The sequence below is a fragment of the Fibrobacter sp. UWB7 genome (genome assembly GCF_900142945.1).
Lineage (GTDB): Bacteria > Fibrobacterota > Fibrobacteria > Fibrobacterales > Fibrobacteraceae > Fibrobacter.
The window spans coordinates 92802-118624 of record NZ_FRCO01000008.1 but is presented as its reverse complement, the minus strand read 5'-3'; the positions used below and the strand labels follow the sequence as shown (position 1 = coordinate 118624).

Genomic DNA, 25823 nt, shown 5'->3' with positions numbered 1-25823 from the left:
TTCGAAGAGGGTATCGAAAAGACTGTGCGCTGGTACCTGGACAACCAGGAATGGCTGGACAACATCACTAGCGGCGACTACGAAAAGTATTACGAAAAAATGTACGGAAACAGATAGCCTACGTCATCCTGAGCGAAGCGAAGGATCTATAGGAGATTTATAATGGGAAAGTTTAACTTTATAGATACAGAAATCGAAGGTGTGAAGATTATTGAACCGACGGTGTTTGGCGACGCTCGCGGTTACTTCATGGAAACCTATAGCAAGCGCGACTTTGCCGAAGGTGGCATTGACGTGGACTTTGTTCAAGATAACGAGTCCCGTTCTCGCAAGGGTGTTCTCCGCGGTCTTCACTTCCAGAAGCAGAATCCGCAGGGCAAGCTCGTCCGCGTGATTGAAGGCGAAGTCTTTGACGTGGCTGTGGACCTTCGCAAGAACAGCAAGACTTTTGGTAAGTGGGTGGGCGTTACGCTCTCCGCCGAAAACAAGAAGCAGTTCTACATCCCCGAAGGCTTTGCTCACGGTTTCGTGGTGCTCTCCGAAACGGCTGCTTTTGTTTACAAGTGCACTCGTTTCTACGCTCCGAATGACGAAGGCGGTCTTTTCTGGAACGATCCGGCGGTAGGAATCAAGTGGCCGGTGGGCGATGGTTTTGAACCGCTCCTTTCCGAAAAGGATACCAAGAATCCGCTCCTCAAGGACCTTGGATTCGCTTTTGACCTTTAGAATGTAAAATTATTTTTCTATTATTGTATTATCATGAAAAACATTCTTGTCGTTTGTACTGGGAACATTTGTCGCAGCCCAACAGGGGAGTATCTCTTGAAAAAAGAGCTCGGACCTGACTTTAATGTGATGAGTGCTGGTCTCGGTGCTTTGGTTGATAATCCCGCTCACGAAATCTCTCAGAAAATTGCGTTGCAACATGGCATTGACATGAGTGCACACCGAGCTCGCCAGATCAATTTGGACATCCTCAAGTGGGCTGACTTGATTTTGGTGATGGAAAATGGGCATAAAAGGGAACTTCTGCACAAGTATCCTTGGCTTGAGGGTAAGGTTTTCCGCTATGGTGAATCCCACCAGGTCGATATTCCTGACCCGTACAGGCGTCCAGAAAACGCGTTTGTCTTGGCATGGAACTTCATTTCCAAGCTGACTCCGTATTGGGTGGAAAAGATTAGGCAAAGTGAAGCCTCAAAATAATTCTAAAAAGGTAACCTATGAATAAAATCGGTATAGCTCTTTGTGGTGTCGCCGGCGCTATCTTGAGTGGCTGCTTTGCTGCTCCGCAGATGCGAATGGACGTTCCCACAGATTCCACAACTTATAATGGAATTACATTTAAGTTACATTCCATTGATAACGGTGAAATGGGGGAACCTGTCCCGGTCGCCCAGAATCCGCTTGAAGGCAAGCTTGAAGACCTGATGGTGGATACTCTTCCTAGCCTTGAATATAGGATTGGACCTCTGGACCAGGTGCAGGTGGTTGTCTGGGAACATCCGGAACTTACCTCTCCGATGGGTCAGTACCAGCCGGCAGGCCAGAAGGTGACGACTGAAGGTACGCTTTTCTATCCGTACGCAGGCGAACTGAAGGTCGAAGGCCTTACCGCTCAGGAACTCCGTAAAGAAATTACCAAGCGCCTCTCCGACAAGATCCTTAACGATCCTCAGGTCGATGTCCGCGTGACGGGCTACCACAGTCGCAAGGCTTTTGTCACGGGTGCCGTGAACAGACCGGGTTATGTGCATTTTGACGAAAACCCGATGACCATCCCCGATGTGATTGCCGAAGTAGGTGGCTTTAATGAAAAGGCTGACCCGTCTTTTGTCCAGCTCCGTCGTGGCGACAAGGTCTATAACATCGACTACGTCCGCGCTTTCAAGGAAAACATTCCTATAGAACGCATTCTCGTGAAGCCGGATGACCAGCTCTTTGTCCCGCTCAAGTCCGAAATGGAAAGGGATAGAAAGGTCTACGTCATGGGTGAAGTTAACAAGACGAGCATTGTCCGCATGGACAACTACCTCTCGTTGGCAGAAGCTCTCACGGCAGCGGGTGGTGTCAATGTCTTGTATGCCGCTCCGAGCGATATCTATGTTATTAGAAATACAACGCCGAACAAGATTGACGTCTATCAGTTGAACGCCAAGAATGCCATGGCTCTTGCAATGGCAGACCGCTTTGAACTGAATCCGCGTGATATCGTGTACGTCGACGCTTCTGGTCTCGGTACCTGGAATCGCCTTCTTAGCTTGATCATGCCGACCATGCAGGCTATTTACACGTCTACTAACGTTGTTCAGAACATCCAGGAAATTAATAACGCTGGTTGGAAGTAATCGGCGGCTAGGGTAAAGTTATGATTAACCTTATTTTGTGTGGTGGTAGCGGAACGCGCCTTTGGCCGATTAGCCGCTCCCTCATGCCGAAGCAGTTCGCCCGTCTTTTTGACGGTGCGTCCCTGTTCCAGCGCACGGTAAAGACGAACTCCCGTATTTGCAGTGCCCAGTACATCGTGAGCAATGCTGAACAGTATTTCTTGGCGAAAGACCAGCTCGAAGAAGTCGGTGCCAACAATGTCCGCTTCCTTTTGGAACCGGTGGGCCGCAATACGGCTCCGGCAATCGCTCTCGCTTGCCTTGGCCTTGATCCGAATGATATCGTTCTCGTGTCTCCGTCGGATCACGTGATTCGCAAGGCTGAAGCTTACGAAGAATGCTTGCGCAAGGCTGAAGAATTTGCAAAGAAAGGTTTCATGGTCACGTTCGGTATCACGCCGACGGGTCCGGAAACGGGTTACGGCTATATCGAAGCGAATGGCGATGATGTCAAGCGCTTTGTTGAAAAGCCTGACTTGGAAACTGCAAAGAAGTACGTTGCTTCCGGAAGGTTCTTCTGGAACAGCGGTATCTTCTGCTTCAAGGCTTCGACGTTCCTCGATGAACTTTCGACGTATTCTCCGGATATCTTGACTGCTGCAAAGATTGCCTTTGCCAACGCCAAGAAAGAAAACAAGGATGCTCTCGTCCGTGTCGACCACGAAGACATGATGAACATTCCTTCGAACTCGATTGATTACGCCGTGATGGAAAAGTCTGCCAAGGTGAAGGTCGTGCCGAGCGATATCGGTTGGTCTGATCTCGGCGCATTCGATTCCCTCTACGGGGAATTCGATCACGACGAAAACGGCAATAACATAAATGCAAAGCACTTGGGTATTGGTTCCAAGAACTCTCTCGTGCTCGGCGGACAGCGCCAGATTTGCACGATTGACTTGGACAACATGCTCATTGTCGATACGCCGGATGCTCTCTTGGTTGCGCCGCTTGCTAGCAGCCAGAAGGTCAAGAAGGTCGTCGACGAGCTCAAGGCTCGCGGCTCCGACTTGCCGAAGGTCCCGCAGACGGTCAACCGTCCGTGGGGTACGTACTCCGTGCTCGAATCTAGCGACCGCTACAAGATGAAGCGCATCGTGGTTCGCCCGGGTGAACGCCTCTCGTTGCAGAAGCATTTGCACCGTTCGGAACACTGGGTCGTTGTGAGCGGAACTGCAACATGCACCGTTGGTGACAAGGTGTTCTACGTGCGTCCGAATGAATCGACCTACATTCCGTCCGGAACGATTCACCGCTTGCAGAACGAAGGCAAGCTCCCGCTCGTGATTGTTGAAGTCCAGGTCGGCGAATACACCGGCGAAGACGACATCATCCGCGTGCAGGACGACTACAAGCGCTCATAAACATGTGGCGGGCTTCGCCCGCTTCTGTCATCCTGAGCGAAGTCGAAGGATCTAAAAAAAATGGCGGGCTTTTAGCCCGCTATTTTTGTACCCACGAAAAAAGCGAACCTCAACGGTTCGCTTTTTTAATCTTTCGTCTAAACTAGAACTGGCTCAGGAAACGCTGGTCGTTTGCCGTGAGGAGGCCGATTTCCGGAATTTCGTGGCGGAGCATGGCGATACGGTCAAGACCGAAACCGAATGCAAAGCCCGTGAACTTTTCAGCATCGATGCCGCAGTTCTTGAACACGTTCGGGTCCACAGAACCGCAACCACCGATTTCCATCCAGCCCGTGCCCTTGCAACGACGGCAGCCCTTGCCACCGCAGAACACGCAGCTCACGTCCATTTCTGCGGACGGTTCCGTGAACGGGAAGAAACTCGGACGGAAGCGAGTCTTGACGCCTGCGCCAAAGAGTTTGTTCATGAACACCTGGAGCACGCCCTTGAGGTCGGCGAAGCTAATGTTTTCGTCAACGACAAGACCTTCGCACTGCTGGAACATCGGAGCGTGGGTCGCATCGTTATCGACGCGGAACACGTGGCCCGGAGCGATCATGCGGAAAGGCGGCTTGTGCGTTTCCATGTAGTGAATCTGGGTGCCAGACGTGTGCGTGCGGAGCATGACCTTGTTGTCCACGTAGAACGTGTCCTGCATGTCGCGGCTCGGATGGTCAGGCGGAGTGTTGAGAGCTTCAAAGTTGTACCAATCCGTTTCGATGTCGCGACCGAAGTCCACATCAAAACCCATCTGCGCAAAGAAGTCGATGATTTCTTCGCGGACGTCGTACAGCGGATGCGTAGAACCGGCAGCGATGCCAGCGCCCGGGAGCGTGATATCGACAGCGCCGCTAGCGAGCTTCTTCTGGAGAGCGGCTTCGTTTGCGGTTTCGATAGCCTTGTCGATAGCTTCGGAAACGGCAACCTTCAGTTCGTTCACGAGCTTGCCGTAAGCGGGGCGTTCTTCGGCGCTCAAGGAACCCATCTGCTTCATGAGGTCCGTGACGGCGCCCTTCTTGCCGAGGTACTTTACGCGGAGATTGTTGACCGCTTCTTGATTGGTGAGGTCCGTTTGTGCAAGTTCTGCATCAAAGGCCTGCTTGACATTGTTAATAGCTTCACTCATAGTACGGCGAAATTTAGAAAAATAGCGGCCTCATTGCACGAGTAGATGCAAAAAAAAGCTCCCCGGCGGGGGAGCTTTTTAGGTGGTAATGAAAAATTTTATTGTTTCCAGTCGCAATCTGCAATTGTCATATCAGCGGTGGATTTTAAGTAGATTCTACAGGCTCCAATATTAATCTTTTCATACCAGTAGTTATCATGTTGGAACGTGTATGTTTGTGTATTCCCTGAGCAATCCGTGTATGTCATTTTTGTTCCGGCAACAGGAGCGGAGAAATTCCAACTGCCTGTATTTGCACCATCTGTTCCGAAATAACAACTAAAGGTATAACAAGTATTCGCTGATACTGAATGATTTCCATTACCTGTGAGATCTGTTGAATTGTTGGTGTTGCAATCAAATGTTATTTCCTCAGCAGATTTTTTACAATTATACCACCCAATTCGCGTATATGAATAATCCCCAGCTGTAGCACACACTGTTATATAGCCATCATCAGCGGCGGAATACTCCTTTGTCATGATATTATTTTCACCCATTTCAGCTTCATTCCCATTAACACAGAATGCACGCCCATTAGCACTACTTGACTGTACAGTAACTTTTGAAGCCTTTATTTTTACACATCGTGCACCCGTGCCCCAATTATTGATATTGCCGGCTCCGTTTTCAGTTTGGCATTCCCATTCATAAGGATTGGGGTCTGTCGGACACGTTAAAGGATCTTCCGTATTATTAATTGTGATGTTTCTTGAACAACTTGCTCCATAATTATTGTCTCCGCATGTACAGGCTAAAGTTAATGTCTTTCCTCCGGCAACCGTTGCCATTTTTGCTAATTCAATAGTGTTCGAGTTATCGGGGAAATCTACGCTTTGAGTCCCCGAATCATAAGTGTAATAGCAATTCCAGCAATTTTGATTTCTAGTTGCAGTAAATGTGTAATACGCCTTTTTATTAAGTTCAGACGGAGTCACTGAGCAAGAAAGCATTGGTTCAATAGTTACGCTTCCTTCGCATATCTTGCTTGTACCACTTGTTACGGAGTAACTGTAATTGCCTGGTGTTGTAGGAGCGGTTCTCGTATTATTCCAACAATTGCTTGGTGCACAGTCTATGGGTTGGCTATTCCCGTTTAACGTCCATGTGTATCGTGTATTTTTCGTAACCCCTGACACGTTCATTGAAATCACTTGCCCTTCGTACATTTTTCCAGATAAGTGGCAAGCGCCCGATTCTTCGTTTACGGTAACAGGAATGTCGCAAATCTTTTCATTATTGTAGTAAAGGCTGTAAGTGTAGTCGCCTGCGTTTAGTGTACCCAAATCTTTGATGTTTGTCAAACCGGACCAGTTGCTCAATGTTGCTGTGCCTAATTGTATTTCGCCATTTTTCAGTGTAACCGGATATTGCTTTTCAACGCTTTCGTTGTTTCGAGCAAGGAAATACACATTATCCGAAACGGATATCGGATTAGAGGAAAATTCGGTCGGGCTTGTCGAAATACCGCATGTTACTGATGGGGGAATGTCGTCTGCGTTTCTTTGAACTTTGAAGCTTGCGCTACAATCGTTAAAAAGTGCATGGTTTGCGGTGCTCTTCACAGTGTAAGTGTGTTCGCAACCTTCGGTCCTGTTGCAAGATTCGCTTTGGTTTGCGGAATGACGCGCTGCAGTTTTTTCCGTTCCTGTTGCAAATGGAGTGTATCCGTTGTCCAAATAGATTTCATAGCCGCAACCAGCGCCAGGGCATCCGCTGAAGTTTACATTAAATGTCGGGAATCTTGCTCCGCTTGCTACAGCGCTAATGACCGAGCAATCAACGCCGATGCGTCCAATCGGGTCTGGAGAAACCGAGCATTGCTTTGTGAATGTTTGGCCGGATGTTCCTGTAATTGTTGCGTTAAAGACGTACGATTTCTCCTGATGACTGTAAACGGTTGGATCAGGAATGCTGAGTGTTGCCATGTCGCCATTCCATACAATACCATCGTTACCTGTGGCATCTTTAGTTTGATTGATGGGGGTAGAGCCGTCGACAGTTGCCGTAATCTGTTGTTTTGAAATTAGGCTCTTGTTTGTCACCTGTGTTGTCACGTTCCAATTGTCACCATCGTATTCCGCTTTACAGTAGGTTATGCCGATGGCATTGGCGCAAGTGCTTGTAATCGATGTTACCGTAACACTTGTAGAACCGTGATTTTTCAAGACAATCTGTTTTACGTTTTCAGGGTCGAAACCGTTTGAACCTGTAGCAAATTCTTGCATGATGTTGAACGATCCTGTTGCTCCGCTCATGCTGACAGAATGGCTTTCGTGATCGTATTCGCCCCAGTTATCGCTTTCGCTGACCAACCAGATTTCTACTTCGTTGTTGTCGGTGTTCTCGAGCGTTACGTGGAGTGTTGCAGCTCTGAGGTTTTGCTTGTTCTTGAAAACGATGGTTTCTTCAAGGCTTCCGATGCTTTTTGAACCGCTAAAGAGGTCTTGATGCGCTAAGCACTCCGTAAATTCTCCAGTCCAGAAAGCTCCGCAATGAGCGCGTTCCTTGTCGGATGTGACCCCCCAGGCCATGGCTGATTCATCGATGTTTGTGCAGTTGCCGAGCCATGCTTTTGCTGTTTTGTATTCGGTTCCTGCTTCGGTGTAGCCGTGAGCGCCTATTCCACTCTTGTCGAACTTGTAACCGTCATTGCAGGATTCGCCATCGCAAGTTGTTCTGGCGTCATTGCCGTTGTAGTAGTAATAGAGCGGTGTACAGCCCTTGGAATCGAACCATCCAGAATGGCCAACCCAAGGTTTAACGAGTGTATCTATCTTGATGACTCCATCTGTTGCCACTGCGGCAAACGAGCATTTGACGGTGGGGTAGGTATCATAGCATTCAGAATTGTAAGTGGCGCTCTTCCAACCTATGCCGTAGATTTTGAAGTTTGGGTCACCGAGGCTAAATCCGACGTATTCATGGGCCGCATCGGCCAGCGGGTTGTTGAATTCCGAAAGGTCGAACGAACATTCATATTCCGACGGAGAGTCGTTATAGAAGTCCCCGATGTTTGCGCGTACTTCGATTTTTCCCGATGCCGTGATGCTGATGGTCGCCATGACCATCTTTGATGTGGACACATTAGCTTTGTAACCATTGCTGTTGGTCAATGTGGAAGTCAAACTTGTCGAGCCTTTCCAGAGCTGCGCTTCGAGATTCCCGCTGCTGTTTTCGTACAGGTTCAACATGAAGTAGTCGTTTCCGTACGTGTTGGCACGGAGCATGAACCCGGAGTTCTTGATGTTGGAAGAAGAATTGTCGTAGCTGGTCGTTACGCGTGGTACGTTGATCAAGGCTTTGAGCGTTCCCAAGATACCTGCGTTCACCGTGCTAAGGACCATAACTGGATTCCTGGCGGACTGTTTCTGCTTCTTGACTGCAGATTTGTCTATGTGGATTTCGCCACTAGAGCCGACGACAATTTGTGATAAATAACCCGAAATCAAGTGCCATTTCGCGTTCGGGTACAAGCTGTTTCCGTCTATGGCGCCTGTACATGTAGAATAGATGTCGTTGTTGCTGCATTTGTCAATGCAGTATTGCACATCGTCTCCGCATTCTACGCTGTTTCGCTTGAACTCGTCAAAGAAACAGTGCTTGTCGTTTTCGCCAAAGTATGCTATTAATTCAGTATTGTCGTCAGAAATTGTGAATGCGTCGAATTTCTTACTCGTGTTGGCACCGTCGGTAGTTGGGCAACTTCCGCCGGTACATTTCCAATAACTGAACTCGTTGGAGTCATCGTTGTCTTCAAGGGCGGCTTTCACACTCTCGCCTTTGAAAATCGAGAATGTACACGTCTTTGTGGATGTTTCTTCATTGTTTCTTGCATCGTCGTAGCGGCATTGTTCGTTTCGGCTACCGTAATTACTATCGATATATAGGGTTATTGTCGGATTATTGCCAGATCCTACGTTGCCTTTAAAGCCCACGGTGAATGTTCTTTTTTTCGCCTTGGCGCTTGCTCGCAAGGTGTAGCTCCTGTTTGCTTGCACTGCGTTTGCGGCAATCGAGTTATCTGTTTCTGGGATAATCGTTACGCAGTCGCTGCTGTTGCTTGTGCCCGTGAGGGTGACGCTTTGTGTGTTGCCAACGGTGATCACCCAAGAGTTGTTGTCCTGCAAGTTAATGAATGACGTTCCGGAGGGTTCTACCCATACTCCAGAAACGTCGCAGTCGGGCCAGTATGATTCGTAATTTGAGGGGCAATTTCCAGAATGGTTGTCGCAGTATTCCTTGATGTCTGTTGAAGAAACTTCTTCACGGTTCAACTGAGCGCTTGAAGCAATGTAGAGCTCTGTTGAGGAGGGCGAGCCAGGAATGTAGCCTTCACCAGGGAGCAACTGGAACAGTAATGTTCCTTTTACGGCATTTGAAGTCTTTATGGTGGCTATAGTCGGTGTGGTTTGCGAAGAATTGGCCACTAGTTTAAGTGAGCAAGACGTCCCATTGCGCGTGACGTTGTCGCCCAAAGAAACATAGGACCATGCTTCATTTTCGACGTCGGGGCAATAGAAGTTTATGGTAAGTTCTGCCGCATGTGCAGGGACGACGAGCTTTACTTCTTTTTGGTCGTCGGAATCCATTTCTTCGGATTCTTTTTCGAATACGATAGTTGTGGTTCCACGGGTGTCTTTGCCGACGTGGACCCAGAAGGGGATGCTTGGGTAACCGCTTGCTGCCGCAGTGCAAGTGTAGAGGCCTCTGCTGAGAGCTGTTCCCATATAGAGGCTCCCTGTTGTAGGCAGTGTTCCCGGCCCAGAGCAAGATACGTTTACATCTGATTTTCTCAAGGCCGCACCATTGCTGTTGAGCGTTTGTACGTTGTAGTAGTCGGTCAGCTGTCCGTAGGGGTCGCTAGGCAGGTAAATGATTCGCGGAAGCACGATGAAAGATGGCGAAAGCTCTGTAATGTTGTTGCTGTTTGCTTGTGGGGTGGCTTCTGAACTCTTGTTCTGGGATTCCAGTCTTATGCCCAATTGCGGAGCCATTGAAATGTAATAAGTATCGAATTGATTTTCGGTCGTTTCTGAGGAAGACGATGCGTCCCCTGTAGTTCCCGTTGTGGAACCTCCGCAAGAACTTTCTCCTACAGACGCGTTGCAAATGACTGCATTAGCGGTCAAGTCGTTCATCAAGTCGTCGTTGAAAACCAAGGAGCGTGCTTTGAAATCGCCCACTTTCGCGCAGTTGTCGGCGGTTGCATAAACCGAGCCGCTGAAAGTAGAATTGTTAAACAGTAGTCCGCCAATATCTTTTTTGGTGTAGATGAAGTAATTGTATATGCCGTTGTCAACTGCAGGTTGAATCGTTGAGCTTGCTCCTTCTTTCAGATAGAGGAGAACATAGGAGTCCGCCGTAGTCGGTGGCAAATTTTGTTGTCCTAAAGCTTGTGTTACGACGATGATAAACTTGCCCTTTAAGGGGGTGGTGGGGTTTTTAAGTTCGGTTCGATTTTTAATTTCGACGACTTGGTAGCCGTTGTAAAGGTTGTTTTTGTACTTGGTTGGATCGGAGCTGTTTTCTTTGTAGCATTCGTTAAGATAGCGACTCATGTTGTCGCCCCAGTGTGTTACATTGCTACAGTTTTTGTTGGCGTACGATATAAACTGATTGTAGGCGGTGACGAGAATGTCATCGACTTTGTAGCTAGCCCCGTCGCAGCCTTCTTTCTTTTTCCAGAGCTTGTTGCAATAGGTTTTGACGGATTCGGCGCATTCAAAAGGTTGGCTTGCCGGTAATTCGCTTGATACGGTTCCTTGGGATTTAAACCACGGGGTAACTCGGCATTCGGGGCGCCACTTATCTGGAGTCGCCTTGCAGTATGGCGAGCCTGTCGGTGTGCCGTTCTGGTAATTCAAGAAGTTATTTTTTTCCGGGGTATAGCCATACGATCCCCAATAGCCACTTTGGGGGGTGTAAAAAACTTTGTTTCCGACATAATAGTTGGCGTAATACGCTTGTGCGCCCCAGCCCCAACCACTTGCGTTTGAGACGATGTAGTCGACATCTTGACCTTTACCGTTGTAGTAGTAAAGGTAGTAGGCGTCGTCTTTGTTCTTCATGTGGGGCTTCAAATCAGGGTATGGACGGGTTGTCTTGTTATCCCATTTTGCTTGGGCGCCGTAATAGTAGGATCCTTTGTAATAGGTATTCTTTTCGATAAACGTCCTGTTGTTTCTGAGTGTTACGTAATCAGCAATGGGGTGGGCGCTCTTGATGTAGACTTTGGAATCCTTTTTGTTACCTAGAATAATCTTGTTGTATTCGCCTTCGTTGTCTTCGCCATTTCTAACCCAGATGGGGTATGTTGATTCGGCCCAGACGTTTCCTCCGACGAGGAAATCTCGTGCCGGATTTTTGTCGCTGATAAGGACTTGGCCATTTTCCCCAAAGCACATATTCCCTGCGACGCGGGAATCGTGTGCCCCGAGATTTGTTGTCCATGTGCCGTTGAGTGTCAGATTTTTCTGGAATTTTTGATCGCCTGTACTTGGTGCGTCAAGATTTCCTTCTATATAAACGTTGCCTGTGACGTTCGCGTTATAGAGTCCTGCTGCTTCAGATGTTGTCGGGAACGTGAAACTGGTCGCGTTTCCTCCGACGTAGAAGTCATTGCCGAGTACACCGTTGTTGGCATTGAGGTTTCCTCCGATGCATGCTGTAGTTCCTGCGCCAAGGGAGCTACCGGTGATATTGGCGTTTCCTGTAATGATAAGATCGTCATCTGTGTATACGGGGTTAGAACCGTTTAAATCGCCGTTGACAAGCAACGAAAATGCTTTTGTATGACCTTCCGAGTGCGTAGAACCACCAAAGTAATTGTACCTGAACGGAATGGCGCTATAATCGTTTTCTTCAAAAAGCCTGACTCGATACAAACCGTCTACGTTAAAGATGGCGGTTTCGTTCCATTGGGTGTTGTTCCTGGATTCGCCGGAGGAAAGAATTTTTAATTTGAACGTGGTCTTTTCGGTGTTCACACCTGTAAGCCATACGTGGTAGTTTTGCCCAGCGCGTTGCAACGGGCGTAACCTTGCGTCAAGGTTTATGGGCTTGTTTCCACCATCAATGAATGATTTTATCAATGCACCGACATCATTCGCGTGGAATGTCATCCACATTCGGGCGCTTTCGATACCCGCCTGTGAACTTTGATAAGCTTCTTGCTGGCGCATTCTGCTTTCGCTAGAGCGCCCTTGGCTTGTGAGCAACTTGTAGGTGGCTGTTGCCGCAATAGTTGCAATAAGCATTAGCATCAGTACGGTGATAAGAGATACACCGGATTTCATATTCTTTTGCTTAAACATAAATCCTCCTAATCGCGTGGACCGTTGCTTGGTGCAGGAACAACCATTTCAACATGTCCGGCCTCACCTCTGTTTGTAATATCCAGATCCAGCAGAAACGCCTTGACGTTCTGCTTGTCGCTTTTGTTAGCTTCGAAATCGTAATCTTCGAATTTGTAGTTTGCACTGGGTATTTTTAGGACTTTCAATTTTGTGATGGAAACTTTCCCTTGTGATACGAGCGGGGAATAGCAGGCGAACGTGAATGCGATACACGCTTTTGTAAACTTATCTGGGACAGAAAAACGCATGGAGCGCTCTCCGCTTCCTTCGTTCTTGACGCCCAAAGGTGGGAAAAATGCAAAATCACTAAATTTGGTGGCTGGCTCGCCATATGTAAAGGATGTCCCTGTTTCGAGACTTCTCAAACCGACTGCCATATGGTCTTCGCCTGGAACGAACAGCTTGCTTTTATCCGCATTTTCGTCTGTGGGTAGGATTTCGAATGAAATTTCATATTCGTTGTTCGGTTCAAAAGTAAAGTTGTTGCCTTCTTGGGCGCAAAGAGTTTGCCACGAAAAATCCGAGAATGTTTCGTTACGGACTGCGATAACTTCGTTGATCTTTCGGGCGGCTTCGCTTTTTATGGTTTGCATGTTTTGGTCGTAGTTCTGGTAAAATCCGGATATGGTTTGTGTGTTTCCGCCTTTGTGCATTTCTCCTGCTTCATTGCTCACGATAGGCATCTCACGGTCTCCGTCATTTCTACCGACGAATTTGAATTCGGATTCGCCTACGGCTGGGAATAGCTGGATGTTGTTCCCTACAACGCCGGGTTTTCCTGGAGTGATTTTGAACTTGCTCACGCCTGATGCCATTTCGATGTTGTTGGGCTCCGATGTCGCACCGTCGGTACAGGGGTCGTCGTCAGGGAGTGTCATTTTCTTTTCGATGACTTTGCAATTGCGCCAAAGCGATCCGTCTTGGACGAACCAGGCAATTTGCTCGACGGCAACGTAATGTCCGGATTCATCGTAACGTAAACGTCGAATAGTAAGGCTATCGAAACCGTCTTTGGTCACGACAGAAAAAGAGGACGAATCTTTATTGTCGCTGTTGGGGTCCATGTAAACGTTCGAGTAGATATTGCTGAACTTGTTGCCGTATTCTGCTCCAGATTCCGAGGCTCCATCTTCCATGGAAGTCTTTGCCCCTGTTTGTGCGATATCAGCCTTGAATATGGATGCCACCTTTTCTGCGGTTTCCGAAGCCTGCAGCATGCTCTGTGTGCGCATTCGCATCTTGGTGCTGTCGCTGAACGCCTGACCCGCGATGAGAACAATACCTCCAAGAAGGGCGATGTAGACCATCAACTCGATGAGGGTAAAACCTGCTTTGGTAGACCTGGGCATTCTTGTACCCTTGTCCATTACTTGACTTAAAAACTCCATATTCTGCCCTCGTTACCCTTTTTTGTAATTGCCGTAAAACCATGCTTTTATGCATGATTCCTGTTAATTTAAAAATAAGTTTTATGTATGAAAAAGTGATAAAAAATTCTTTTTTATTGTCTGATTTCACCTGAAAAATGATGAAAATCAACAAAAAAAAGCTCCCCAGCGGGGGAGCCTTGATGAAAATCTGGAATAATGGTTACCAGGAGTGCTGGCAGTACATTCCCTTGCCCTGTTGTTTAGCGTTTTCTTGGACGCTTGGGTTTGCACTGTTCGGCGGGAGGATGGTTATGGTTGTCTCGTAACCGCTGTGGCAAATATCGTCCTTGGAGCCGTCAACGGTTTGTCCGCCTGACTGTGAAGGCTTTACTTCGACGACGGTTCCGTGATATTGAATCTTGCAGTTCGAATAGCCCCATTCGGCATTTGGGCATTTGCAGACGAGTCTTCCGCCATTGCCTTCGCACTTGATGTCGTAGGTCCCTTCGCTGAAGTAATGCCAGTCATTACTGGAATTGTAATTGAGAACGACGGTGCTGCTGCTTTGACTGTTGAAGGACACGTTGAAGTTGCAATTCGCGACGTTGTCGTTGATGTCGGTTGCTTGCAGACGGTATTGCTTTGTTCCTGTTGCTTCGCGATCATAGAATATGAGGTCAGAACTCTTTTCGAGGTCTTCGTAGAAGATCTTGTAAGAGCAGCTGGAGCAGTTCTTGACTGTCGGGCTTACGACGATAGCTTCACTTGCATTCTGTCCAGTGATTGTTGTCGGGCATGAGAGTTCAATGGGGGATGTCACTGTCTTTAGCTTGGAACAAGAGCTTTCCCCGATTTTTACGGTATAGTTGTATGTGCCCGCCTTTCCTGGCGCGTATGTATAGTCGATGGTCGATTCATTTCCTGAGCCTGTTGTTCCATCGACAAGCTTGTTTCCGATATTGTCCAGGATGGTAAATGTGTATGTATAGTTGACGTCGTCAGGATTGCTTACGATAGCCGTAAATTTGCCGTTGTCCTCGACACTGCAAGACGAAATGGTGGGCGCTTGCTTTGTCTTGTCTTCTACGGTAAACGAGGCTGTACAGGACTGCGTCCAGTTGCCGATAATGAAAGAGACTTTGTATGTGTGACCACCACTGGCTGGCTTTGTATCGGAGTCCGAAGGCGAGTACGATTGCGTGGCTCCCATTTTGGCGGTGCCGTTGCTTTTCACGATGGTATTGTCCAGATACACGTTGTAATTGACATTGAAGTCCCAGCCGTTGATGCTTTCGCCAAACTTGAAATTGAATACAGGTGCCTTTGAATCGAATTCGATGGTCTGCTGGTCAGTTGGAACGCTGCAGGTAACGTTGTTGTTCCCAATTTTTTCACCCTTGATGGTGCAGGATTCAGAACCGAAGCTGTTTGTCGCTGTGACCGTGAATGTCGGCGGTTCATTGTAGATAATCCAGTTATTGGCAAAACCGTTTCCGTATTGCAGGTAAATGACGTCACTGCAATTGACATCGGTTTCGGAGTTGATGTTCGGATCTGTTGAAGTGTACGAGCATTTGACTCCATCTTTCTGGTGGTTTATCTTGATTTTCCAGCCTTTGTTCGTATAGTCGTAGACTGCCTGTTCGCACTTGAGGTCGAGTTTGTTTGGACATTTGCTGTGGATGTGCAGCTTTTCGATGTTGATGCTATTATCGCTTGTAATGATGACTTTTGTGACTTGTTCGGGATTGAAGCCCGTGGTTCCAATAAGGTCATCAACATTTATGTCATGCGCCCCGGCGGTGCTTATGGTTCTTGTCAAGCTCTGCATTTTGTTTGCGGAGAGCAGGTGAACTTTTAAGTTTGCGCCAAGGTTGTTGCCGTCTGCAATTTCGCCGTCCTTCTTGATATTAATATGCAATTGGGCCTCGCGTAAGTTGATGCCGTTTGTTTTGGGGGTTAAAAATTCATAGGGGACGTTTTCACCCATGTACTGGGCTTCGTTTACGATTTCGAAATCGTTGATGCAGTTTTGGGTTGTCCCGACTTGGAAGGTTCCGCAGCTGTAGAAGTCCTGGGCGAGGTCCAGACTGCCGGCGTCACCGGGGCATACCACCTTGATGGAGGCGTCCTGAGCTTTCTTGTTCTCGTCGATGAGGTAGCCATGCTGACCTTCCTGGGTAAACTGGTATGTTTCACCATCGAGTTTCGAGCCGATTTCGCCTGGTGTCCCTGTACCGTTGATGCATTCAGATGTCGAGTTGTCACAACCATTATAATAGTACTCCGTGGAGCAGTTCTTTTCGGAGAACCAGCTGGATACAAGGACTTTGGGCGATACGTAGTCGTTTAAGGGGACGATTTCGTACTTGTCGACAAAGTTGCACGATACGGTCGGAACGTCCCAGCATGTTTCTTCAAATGCGGATGGAACCCAGCCGTTGTCGAAAATCTTGAAGTCCTGATCTGCCAAGCTAATGCCTACGTGTGAATACGCGGCGTCGTTGCATTGGTAATCCTTGACGTTGAGTTCTCCTTCCCAAGTATCGTCATCGACTTTTGCTGTGACTTTTAACAGGTCTTTTTCATCGATGGTAAACCTGACTTTGATAAAGGAATTGCTGGTTATATAAATCGGGGTCGAACCTTCTTTCTTGGGAACTTCTTTGCAGGAACCCTGTGATGTGTTGTTTATTGCCTGTCCGCTGACCTTGCAGACGCGGAATGTCAATTCCCCTGTGCTGTTGGGCTTGCTGACTCCGAAAATGTTTAGAATCAGGTGCTCGTTCCCATTGCTTCTGAAAATGAGTCCCGAATTCAGGAAGTCGTTTGCTGTCGATTTCTCCAGTATGGAGGTTTTGACAAGGGCAAACATTGTTCCGTATAGACCTGCGGTCATGTTTCTCAAAATGATGGAAACTTTTCCGCTTTGGTTGTTTGCATTCTTGGTATTCGGAGCGTAAATGGAGCCGTTGCCGAAGTTTGGACGGGTATATTCTGCGTTGTTGCCGTTCCCGCTGTTGTGGTAGGTCATGAGCCAATGGGACTTGGGCTGCTTGCTGTTCTTCGGTGCGCAATGTGTTCCTTTAGAGAGCATCGTGGCGCATGTGTCGATGCAGTTTTCTTCACCGGCAGAGCAGAAGGCTACTGTATTGGCAAAGTCATCGTAATAGCAATGGGATTCCTTGTTGAATTCTGCGGTAATCGTGTGCGGTCCGTAGAATATGAATTCAGGTTCGTCTTCATGAGTTGTCGGTGCTGTGCAATTTTCGCCATCGCAAGCCCAGTAGTTGAAGTTTCCTTTGTCTTCGCCGGATTCCTCGTGTGTAAATACAATGGGTTCACCCGCCAATACGTTGAATGTGCAGGGGCTATTTTCTTTTGTACAAGTTTGACTAGACGTGTATTGTTGCCCTTGTAGTGTGACGGATGTATTTTTGTCGAATGCGTTTTTAAGGTTGACCGTCACTTCGACTTTTTTGCGCTTGAGGGAGGCGTAAAGGTTCTTTGTTTCTCCGCCAACAGGTGATGTGATGGAGTTGTTTGTAGACGGAATGATAATTTCGCATGCTTGTGGAATGTCGGCAGAACTTACGGAGGCAAGTGAAATGGCTGTGTTGGTCAAGCATTTCCAACTATAGTTCTTTTCGACGATACCACAGGCTGTACCATGAGCGATAATCCATTCGTCGCTGATTTCGCAGTCTGGGCGTTCGCTTTTTTCGCTCATGTCGTCGTCGCAATCGTTGACGTGGCAGTAATCGGAAAGTTCCGCCCTATTGATGGTCGTGTGGGTCCTGAGATACACGTGGTGGGTGAGGCCAGCCCCCGATACGAGGCGGCAGAGCTCTGTCGGCGCACTAAGTGTGAGATACATGTCGCCGTCATCAGCGTTGCTACCTGCGCTTATCGTAAAGATTTCAATGTCTTGTTCCTCGGTCGCATTCGGCGTGACTTCGACTGTATAGTAAAGGGCGCTTCCGCTTCCGCTGCGAGCTGTAACGCCTGGCTTGGTGGTTATAGTCCAGTCGGATATTGGCTGGTTTATGGCCACGTCGAATTTGATTTTCCCGCTGGTGTTGGTGGATTTGCCGATATGTACCGAGACATCGACACTGGAACCCAAGCTGAGGGCCTGAACGTTATGCGGTGCTTCCGGGAACGAAACGATCGGGAGCTCTCCGCTGGTGTTGCTTACAACAACATAGAACGGAATGGTTCCGTAATTTGTTGAAGCGTAGTTACAGGTGTATGTTCCGGGAGTCAGCTCTGTTCCTGTGTAAAGCTTTTCTGTTGTCGAAAATGTGCCATTGCAACTGACTTTGGATGGGCTCTTGTTTTCGTTTGCGCCGTTCAGACTCAAGACGGAATAATAATCAGCAAGCTTTCCAGCTGCGTTCCTGGAAAGGTAAATGATTCGCGGAATCACAAGAATGGAGGGGTCGATGTTGCTTGCGTCTTCGGGTGCTGCTTCTGTAGCTTTGTATTGTGATTCTAGCGTAACGTTTAGCTGAGGCGCAATGGAGATATAGTAGGGGTCCTTGCCGTTGATGCTTTCTTCGGATGCGGATGAACTCATGGGAGCCGCCGAGGAAGATGATGAGAATGCCGCGCCACCGCAGTTTGTAACGGAGGCATCGCAAATGATGCGGTTAATGGTCAGGCTGTTCATCAAGTCTTGATTGAATAGCAATGGCTTGGAGGACGTCAGTGCGGCCACTTTGGCGCAATTGGTTCCTGTTCCAACTTCGGCATACACGGATCCGCTGAGGGATGCGTGGTTGAAAAGAATTCCGCCACTAGGAGTGATTTGATGTGTTGTTTCACTATACGTTGATGATCCGATGTCTTCTTTGGTGTAGATGAAGTAATTATAATTGCTCGTACCAAGCCCCATCAGTTCACCGGCACCTTGTGTTAGGTAGAGAAATACGTAGTCATTTTCACCATAGGTCTGTGGGAATGCGACTTGTCCCGGTTTGTTTGTCACGATGATGATGAATTTTCCTTTGAGACCGTCTCCGTAATTTTTACTTAACTGCGTTGCCTCAATTTTTACAACGAGATAGCCGTTATACATGTGGTTCTTTTTCTTGTAATCATCTTTTGTGTTATCGTCGTAGCATGTGTTGGCAGCTTCTGCGAAACCGTCGTTTAAGGTTGTGATTGCTGCTGCACAACCACTATCGGCGTATTTTACGAATTGATTGTATGCCGTCGTTAATAGGTCATCCACCTTGAAGCTAGCTCCGTCGCACCCCGGCTTTTCTTCCCAAATGTCGTAACAGACTTGCTTGACGGAGTCGGCACAGGCTACAGGTCTAGTTGCGGGTAAATCTCTTGTAACTGTTCCTTTGGATTGGAACCACGGTGATACGTGACATTCTGGGCGATTTTCATCGGTGTTGTGCCGGCAATATGGTGAAAGCTTTTTATCATAACCGGTTCCATGTTGAAATTCATTATACCCATATACAGTTTTGAATAATTGGTTGCCCACATAATATACGCCACTGCTGTATGAAACATCTGTTACATTGGGCTCAACATAAAAGTAATATTTGTCCGAAGCTGGAGCTACATACACGTATGGTTTGTAATTTGGACTCCAATAGTTTACCCAACTATCAACAAACGCCTTGTTGTTGCGCATTTCGTCATAATTGCTGGAGGGGTATGCGTCTGGAATATAGACTTTAGAATCTTCGGTGTTCCCCAAAATAAGTTTGTTGTAGTTACTGCTGAAGTCTCCGTTATGTGCATAGAACGCTCTAGAGTGTGTTACCCAAACGTCTCCATTGACTGTAAATGGTTGATTGTACGTTGCCCCGCTACCTACAGAGCCTCCAATTTCAATTTGGGATATTGCGGAGTCAACACAAAGATTTCCGTTGATGGTGACGGGAGAACTTCCTGTACCCATGTGCGTCTTGAAAATATTTTTGATGGTGAGGTTGCCCCCGACGGTGATTTTTTTCTCACCATTCGCAGATTGAATGACTACTCCATCGAAGTAAGCGTGGTTTGTTATGCCTTTTTTGGTTTCGATATTTTTGGAACCGAAATCATAGGATGTTCTGTGTACATAGAGATTTTTTGCATCGAAACCGTTGTTTGCATAAAGGTTTCCACCGATGCAACCTGTTCCGTAAATATCGACGTTGTCACCGGAAAGTGAGGCATGTCCTGTGATGATGATGTTCTTGTCAATGCCAATCGGGTTTCCCGACCAGTTTCCGTTGATTAGCATGGATGAAAGTTTGGCATCGCCATGGTTCGAGATGGAACCTCCAAAGTACGAGTAGTCATAGGCAATGCTCTTGTACGTTTCCTCTTCTTCGGCTTCTGGAATTGATACTTGGTAAAGCCCTGAAACGTTGATGATTGCGGCTTCTGTATGCTTTGAGTTGTTGCGCGCAATGCCTTCGGATAGAATCTTGAATTTGAAGTAGCCGTTGGTTTCACTAACACCGGTCAGCCAGACGTTGAAATCCTGCTTGCTGCTGATGTGCGGGGAAACGCGGCTATTGAGCAAGATGGGCTGCTTCCTGCCGAGGACGTATTGGCGAACAAGGGCGCCGACTTCGTTTGCGTTGTTGGTCATCCAGGCTCTGGTGCTTTGGATGCCGGCGATGGCGCTCTGGCGGGCTTCTTGAGTCTGCATTCTCGTTGCTGAAGAACGGTTCTCGGAAGTGAGCCACTTGAATGTCGCTGTCGCTGCGATTGTAGCGACGAGCATAAACAGGAGAACTGTTACAAGAGAAATACCTTTTTTACTAAACATAACCACACTCCTCAATTTTTTTTAATCTCTTGGGCCGTTGCTTGGGATTGATATAATTGCTGTCTCGGCTCCGGCTTCGCCATTCTTGTTGATGGATAGCTCCAGCTTGATGGCTTTTACGTTTTTCTTGTCGGCTGTTGCAATCGCCTCGTCCGTGAATGTATAGTTTGAACTTGGAACCTTTCGGAGCCTGACGTTTGAAATGGTGATGTTCCCTGAAGAGGCTACAGGAGAGAAACTGACGAAAGTGAATCCTAGACAGACGTTTTCATAAGTCGTGTTTGTCGTAAAGCGCATCTTGCGGAGCCCCGTGTCGCGCTCATCGCCGACGGTTGGCGGGTAGAACTGAAAATCGCTCAGCCCGTCGAGCTTGTTGCCGTTCTCGGCATACCTGAAGCCTACAGCCATGTGGTCCCTGCCTGGGCAGAACATTCTGCTGGGGTCATCCGTTGCGGTATAGGGCATCGAAAATGAAATTTCGTATTCAATATAGGGGCTTAAGGTGACCTGGATGCACTGGGCTCCCCAGGAACACAAGCTGCTTCCGAGACTGGAAACGAAAACCTGATTCGCCTTGATCATGTCCGGATTGCTAATCGGTTCGCTGGTGGTAAAGTTGTAATTCATGGAAAAGCCTGAAAGCTTAATAGACGTGCCGCCTTCTTCGGGGGTAATCGTTACTGGCTCGAAGTTTTCATCGCCAAAACGGGAAACCAGTTTAAAGTTCTTGTCTGATTCGCTGGATGAGGGGAGTACGCTGACGGAGGCCACTTCTGTAGTGGGCTTTGCGGGCGTGAGCGAGAACTTGTCCACGTGTTCTGCGATTGTAACCACGCTAGCGTTTTCCGATGGGCATTCTGCATCTTCGACCAGGGCGCTTGTGCTTTTGCAAGATCTCTTAAGGACGCGGTCTTCAAGGAACCAGGTCACTTCTTCGACGGCCTGGTAGACGCCTGCATCGGAATAGCGCAGACGGCGCATGGTGATCTTGTCCCTGCCGTCTCCGTCATCGTTTTTGACGATTGTGAATGAAGATGAATCCTTGTCTGCATCTTCTGTAGCATCGGGATCCATGTAAACATCGTGAATATGGTCGGTGCTGAACACATCCATGGTTCCGCCGCCAGCTTCTTTTGAGCTTTTTGCACCTAGCTGGGCTATGTCGTCTTTGAGTATTGTACCGACGTTTCCGACGGTCTGGGATGCCTGTAACATACTCTGGGTACGTACACGCATTTTAGTGCTATCGCTAAAAGCTCGTCCTGCTATAAGGACTATACCACCAAGAAGAGCTATGTATACCATTAGCTCAATGAGGGTAAAACCCTCTCTAGAATTAAAACTCATTTTAATTCCTCATTCCAACTTCGTTTTTATAAATAAAGATAGGTTTTTTAGAATCAAAATGAAAATTTTTTTTTGCAACTTGTGAACTATCTCAAGAAATGTAAAAAAGGACCCCTTTGGGGGCCCTTTTCTATTCAGAATGGTTTTGCTATTTATTCTTGATGCAACGGACGGATGCACCGACTTGCTTGACTGGATTGTCTTGCGTTGTCGTTAAATTTTTGCGGTGAACGACAAGCCAGGCGAAGTTGTATTTGTCGGCGTAGGGTCGATCGGAGTAGTCGTATTCGGTTGATGTCCACATTAGCAATTCGATATTTTCGTTTGAAAAGCCGCTATTAGGACGGTAGAATCCGCCGATTTGGTTCAAGAAAAGCTCTTTTTCTGAAGGGTGCTTGTTGAGGTAGTCGTCTAACTGCTGCCATTCAGAAAGGCTTGGAAGGTGGCTACCTGCGGGGCAAATTCCTTGATGTGGTAACTTGATTTTGCCGAGCTCTGTTGTTGCGTAGCTTTCGTCTATGTTCATTGCCATGGTCCACGTATAAAGCCTGCCGTATTTTTCGCAGTTGGTGGAGAGGCTGTCGTAGCAGAAGCTTCCTTCGATTGGGATGTTTAAATTTTCCTTAGACCAAAGCTGGCCGCCAACATTGACAAAACTATCGTCTTCGTCGTTGGAATCGCTTCCGCATCCCCAAAATGCTGATGTTGCCATGCATGCAACTAGTAAAAAGGGAATATGAAATTTGTGCATAAACGAAACTCCTTGAAAAATCGTAATTAGCTCGGTTAATATACAATTTTTTTTGAACAAAGAAAAAAGGAACCCTTGCGGGTTCCCTTTTAGTATTGCCCTTCGGCGGGCTCAGGGCACTTGTAAGTTTGCTGAGCTTGCCGAAGCAACTTGTGCGGCTCTTACTTGATGATGAGCATGGAATCGTCCCAAGCTTCGTGCTTTTCGAGACCGAGGAGGTTGGCCGTCGTTGCAGCGATGTTGGAAAGGCCCCAGTCGCCTTCCTTGAGGCCGAGCTTGCCGCCAGTGACGTTATCGTAAAGGATGCACGGCACCTTGTTGAGCGTGTGGCTCGTCTTGGCCTTGAAGGAACCATCCTTGTTGACCTTCGGCATGCCGGTCTTCTTGTCGATTTCGTACATTTCGTCGGCGTTACCATGGTCAGCCGTGATGATAGCAACACCACCGAGTGCGTCAATCACCGGGAGGAGGCGGGCGAGGCCAATGTCCACAGCTTCGATAGCCATTGTAGCAGCGCGGAAGGAACCGGTATGGCCCACCATGTCGCCGTTCGGGAAGTTGCAGCGGAGAGTCTGATACTTGCCGCTCTTCAAAGCTTCGATCATGGCGTCGGTGATTTCGGCAGCCTTCATCCACGGGCGCTGTTCGAACGGAACAACGTCAGATTCGATTTCGAGGTAGGTTTCGCCGTCGAACTTGCTGGAACGGTTACCATTCCAGAAGTAAGTGACGTGACCGTACTTCTGCGTTTCGGAGCAAGCGAACTGCTTGACGCCGGTTTCAGCGAGCCATTCGCCGCTGGTTTCCTTGATTGCCGGAGGCGGAACGAGGAAGCGGTTCGGGAGCTTGAGGTCGCCGTCGTACTGGAGCATGCCAGCGTAGCAGACGTGCGGGAAGCGCTTGCGGTCAAATTCGTTGAAGGATTCTTCTTCGAAGGCGCGCGTGATTTCGATAGCGCGGTCGCCACGGAAGTTGAAGAACACCACGGAGTCGCCATCGTTGATGGTGCCAACCGGAGCACCGTCCTTAGCAATCACGAACGGCGGGAGGTCCTGGTCAATAGCCTTGGTTTCGCCACGGAGAGTTTCGATAGCCTGCGTAGCGTTGTCGAAGTAGCGGCCTTCGCCGAGCACGTGGGTCTTCCAGCCGAGTTCCACCATCTTCCAGTTAGCGTTGTAACGGTCCATGGTAATCTGCATACGTCCACCGCCAGAAGCGATGCAAACGTCGAATTCCGGAGAGCGGAGTTCGTCGAGGAACTTTTCAAACGGGCCGACGTAATCGAGAGCGGAGGTTTCCGGAACGTCACGACCATCGAGGAGGATGTGAACGCGAACCTTCTTGACGCCTTCCTTCTTGGCCTGGGCAACCATGGCCTTGAGGTGAGCGATGTTGGAGTGAACGTTACCATCGCTGAAGAGGCCGATGAAGTGAAGAACGGTGTTCTTTTCACGAACGTTGCCGGAGATTTCCTTCCATGCGTCACGGCCGAAGATGTCGCCGCTGTTGATGGCGTCTGCAACGAGGGCTGCACCCTGGTTGTAAACCTGGCCAGCACCGATTGCGTTGTGGCCGACTTCGGAGTTACCCATGTCTTCGTTGGTCGGCATACCGACGGCGCGACCGTGAGCCTTCAAGAGAACGTTCGGGTACATCTTGAAGAGGTTGTCGAGAGTCGGGGTGCGGGCGGCCTTGATGGCGTTGCCTTCGACCTTATCGGTGATACCAAAACCGTCCATCACGATGGTGACGACCGGGCCCTTGATGCCAGGGAAGTTGGAAAGTTTCTTGAGCATATTTACTCCATTAAAATGTTACGCGACAAATTTAGTAAAAGGCGAGCGCAGCGGCAAAACAACTTGTTGTTTTGACATTGCCGAGCCGTATTAAATGCGCTCCGAAGGAGCGCAAATTTAGAAACTTTTGCGTAAGGCGAGTGAAACGGGACTGTTTACAGGCCCACTTCCGAGCCTAGCAAAAGACACTCGAAGAGTGTCAAAAGGAGATTCCCGGTCATCCCCGTCAAGCGAGGACAGGCGCCGGGAATGACATGTAGGCAAAAAGGAAGACTACAAAAAAGACCTCCACGGGGGAGGTCTTTTTTCAAAGCTTTTTCGTTTTAGATTACTGTGCCTTGAGGTAGGTCAGATTGATCGAAACGTCGCCGTTGCCGTCCGGGGTGGACACGTCGCTCACGACGAATGCATAGAAGCCTACTGCAGAACCGGAGTTCGGAACGTAAGTGTCAGCAATGCCGACCGTGAACACTTCCAATTCGTTCAAGTAGTTGGCGATGGTTTCCTTCAAGGCTTCTGACTTGTACTTGAAATTGTCTGTAGTCGGAGAGGCCGGTAAATGTTCGCTAGTCCAGTCGTTCGTTCTGTCTGCGTCGTTCGGGTTGGTGTAGAAGGCGAACTTCAGACCCGTGCCGCTAGAAAGCGTGAAGGCGTCCTTGCCAACGCGGCTGATGCAGATATCGCCGGTATCACCAGTGGTGCCGGTAGCAAAAGTGAGGCACTTGGCAGACTTTGTGTTAAGAACAGTGGTTGCAACTGCGAGCGGTGCGCCCGGAACAACGACACTTGAAGAGGAGCTTTCCGGAATCTTGCAGTTTTCTTCGTCACGGACGAACGGAATCGTGTCTCTGGAGACAGACTGCAAAGTTTCGCCCGTTGCCGTTGCCGTAGAGGCGATTGCTGCAATAATGAGGTTGAAGTTACCACATTCAGTATAACCATCGTTAAGGTCTGCATAGAGACCGATCTGGTCGAAGTTGATGGTCGTAACCGGAGTTGCGGCAAAGTATGCTGCGTCCAAAGTAGCGCTCTGGGTCTTTATAGAACCAGTGCTTGTCTTTGATGCGCTTTCTACAAAGAACTGGATGTCCGTGAAACGGGCTGCGTTAACGTCGAAGTTTGCGGTTGTATCGCTGAAGTCGAGCTTTACAGTACCAGTGAAGTCAACTCTATTAATAAGAGTGGAGCTTACTCCGGTATTCAGGAAAAGGATTGTTGTAGTTGCAGTTTCTTGCGGAATTTCAGGCGGAACATAGGAAGAAGAGGTTCCCGGCTGGGAAGAAACGGTCGGATTGCTGTCTTCACCGCAAGCGATAAGACCAAATGCACTCAAAGCGAGTGCGGAGCTGAGAATAAGAGGCGTTGTGAATTTAGAACTCATTGTAAAACCCTTTCTATGTAATCTTAAAGTGAAAATAAACAAAATTTGGGCAAAAAGCACCAAGTATTTAACTTTTTATAATAA

12 protein-coding genes and 1 pseudogene are annotated in these 25823 nt (G+C 48.2%); 5 read left to right on the top strand and 8 right to left on the bottom strand.

From position 1 onward, the window contains the following. The 5 genes and pseudogenes from BUC30_RS16535 to BUC30_RS14995 form a co-directional block, all read left to right on the top strand. Positions 1 to 117, top strand: a pseudogene (locus BUC30_RS16535) (dTDP-glucose 4,6-dehydratase); the annotation flags it as partial. A 45-nt stretch (positions 118 to 162) separates the two neighbouring features. Beyond that, on the top strand, positions 163 to 726 hold the full coding sequence (rfbC, locus tag BUC30_RS15010) for a dTDP-4-dehydrorhamnose 3,5-epimerase (protein ID WP_073443185.1): 564 nt from the start codon (positions 163 to 165) through the stop codon (positions 724 to 726). Positions 727 to 759: 33 nt separating this feature from the next. Then, positions 760 to 1206, top strand: a complete 447-nt coding sequence (locus BUC30_RS15005) for a low molecular weight protein-tyrosine-phosphatase (RefSeq protein ID WP_014545536.1) — start codon at positions 760 to 762, stop codon at positions 1204 to 1206. A 17-nt stretch (positions 1207 to 1223) separates the two neighbouring features. After that, the gene (locus BUC30_RS15000) at positions 1224 to 2348 is read left to right on the top strand and encodes a polysaccharide biosynthesis/export family protein (protein WP_073443183.1); all 1125 of its coding nucleotides are present in this window, start codon (positions 1224 to 1226) and stop codon (positions 2346 to 2348) included. A gap of 20 nt (positions 2349 to 2368) precedes the next feature. Then, positions 2369 to 3748 carry a mannose-1-phosphate guanylyltransferase/mannose-6-phosphate isomerase gene (locus tag BUC30_RS14995; RefSeq protein WP_073443181.1) on the top strand — a complete coding sequence of 460 codons (1380 nt, stop codon included), beginning with the start codon at positions 2369 to 2371 and terminating at the stop codon, positions 3746 to 3748. Between the two features lie 142 nt (positions 3749 to 3890). Here BUC30_RS14995 and pheS read toward each other — a convergent pair whose 3' ends face one another. The 8 genes from pheS to BUC30_RS14955 all read right to left on the bottom strand — a co-directional run bounded on the left by pheS (position 3891) and on the right by BUC30_RS14955 (position 25739). After that, positions 3891 to 4913 (bottom strand): phenylalanine--tRNA ligase subunit alpha, encoded by a 1023-nt coding sequence (gene pheS, locus BUC30_RS14990; protein WP_073443178.1) that lies wholly within the window; start codon positions 4911 to 4913, stop codon positions 3891 to 3893. Between the two features lie 98 nt (positions 4914 to 5011). Then, on the bottom strand, positions 5012 to 12268 hold the full coding sequence (locus BUC30_RS14985) for a pilus assembly PilX N-terminal domain-containing protein (RefSeq protein ID WP_073443176.1): 7257 nt from the start codon (positions 12266 to 12268) through the stop codon (positions 5012 to 5014). 8 nt (positions 12269 to 12276) lie between these two features. Beyond that, complete coding sequence (locus tag BUC30_RS14980; RefSeq protein ID WP_244536680.1) at positions 12277 to 13659, bottom strand: PulJ/GspJ family protein; 1383 nt, start codon at positions 13657 to 13659, stop codon at positions 12277 to 12279. Positions 13660 to 13900: 241 nt separating this feature from the next. After that, positions 13901 to 20464 (bottom strand): pilus assembly PilX family protein, encoded by a 6564-nt coding sequence (locus BUC30_RS14975; protein WP_073443172.1) that lies wholly within the window; start codon positions 20462 to 20464, stop codon positions 13901 to 13903. Between the two features lie 21 nt (positions 20465 to 20485). Beyond that, positions 20486 to 21811 (bottom strand): PulJ/GspJ family protein, encoded by a 1326-nt coding sequence (locus BUC30_RS14970; protein WP_073443169.1) that lies wholly within the window; start codon positions 21809 to 21811, stop codon positions 20486 to 20488. Positions 21812 to 21959: 148 nt separating this feature from the next. Next, positions 21960 to 22523 (bottom strand): FISUMP domain-containing protein, encoded by a 564-nt coding sequence (locus tag BUC30_RS14965; protein WP_170861554.1) that lies wholly within the window; start codon positions 22521 to 22523, stop codon positions 21960 to 21962. A 200-nt stretch (positions 22524 to 22723) separates the two neighbouring features. Continuing rightward, the gene (gene gpmI, locus BUC30_RS14960; protein WP_073443165.1) at positions 22724 to 24358 is read right to left on the bottom strand and encodes a 2,3-bisphosphoglycerate-independent phosphoglycerate mutase; all 1635 of its coding nucleotides are present in this window, start codon (positions 24356 to 24358) and stop codon (positions 22724 to 22726) included. A 328-nt stretch (positions 24359 to 24686) separates the two neighbouring features. Further along, entirely contained in the window at positions 24687 to 25739 is a 1053-nt protein-coding gene (locus tag BUC30_RS14955; RefSeq protein WP_073443163.1) for a hypothetical protein, read from the bottom strand. Between the last annotated feature and the right edge of the window lie 84 nt (positions 25740 to 25823).

What these genes read in the sequence shown, in the direction of transcription:
- BUC30_RS14965 (WP_170861554.1), bottom strand. Translation starts at nt 22,523, where the DNA reads ATGGCAACATCAGCATTTTGGGGATGCGGAAGCGATTCCAACGACGAA.
- pheS (WP_073443178.1), bottom strand. Translation starts at nt 4,913, where the DNA reads ATGAGTGAAGCTATTAACAATGTCAAGCAGGCCTTTGATGCAGAACTT.
- BUC30_RS14955 (WP_073443163.1), bottom strand. Translation starts at nt 25,739, where the DNA reads ATGAGTTCTAAATTCACAACGCCTCTTATTCTCAGCTCCGCACTCGCT.
- BUC30_RS14970 (WP_073443169.1), bottom strand. Translation starts at nt 21,811, where the DNA reads ATGAGTTTTAATTCTAGAGAGGGTTTTACCCTCATTGAGCTAATGGTA.
- BUC30_RS14985 (WP_073443176.1), bottom strand. Translation starts at nt 12,268, where the DNA reads ATGTTTAAGCAAAAGAATATGAAATCCGGTGTATCTCTTATCACCGTA.
- rfbC (WP_073443185.1), top strand. Translation starts at nt 163, where the DNA reads ATGGGAAAGTTTAACTTTATAGATACAGAAATCGAAGGTGTGAAGATT.
- BUC30_RS14980 (WP_244536680.1), bottom strand. Translation starts at nt 13,659, where the DNA reads ATGCCCAGGTCTACCAAAGCAGGTTTTACCCTCATCGAGTTGATGGTC.
- BUC30_RS14975 (WP_073443172.1), bottom strand. Translation starts at nt 20,464, where the DNA reads ATGTTTAGTAAAAAAGGTATTTCTCTTGTAACAGTTCTCCTGTTTATG.
- BUC30_RS15005 (WP_014545536.1), top strand. Translation starts at nt 760, where the DNA reads ATGAAAAACATTCTTGTCGTTTGTACTGGGAACATTTGTCGCAGCCCA.
- BUC30_RS15000 (WP_073443183.1), top strand. Translation starts at nt 1,224, where the DNA reads ATGAATAAAATCGGTATAGCTCTTTGTGGTGTCGCCGGCGCTATCTTG.
- BUC30_RS14995 (WP_073443181.1), top strand. Translation starts at nt 2,369, where the DNA reads ATGATTAACCTTATTTTGTGTGGTGGTAGCGGAACGCGCCTTTGGCCG.
- gpmI (WP_073443165.1), bottom strand. Translation starts at nt 24,358, where the DNA reads ATGCTCAAGAAACTTTCCAACTTCCCTGGCATCAAGGGCCCGGTCGTC.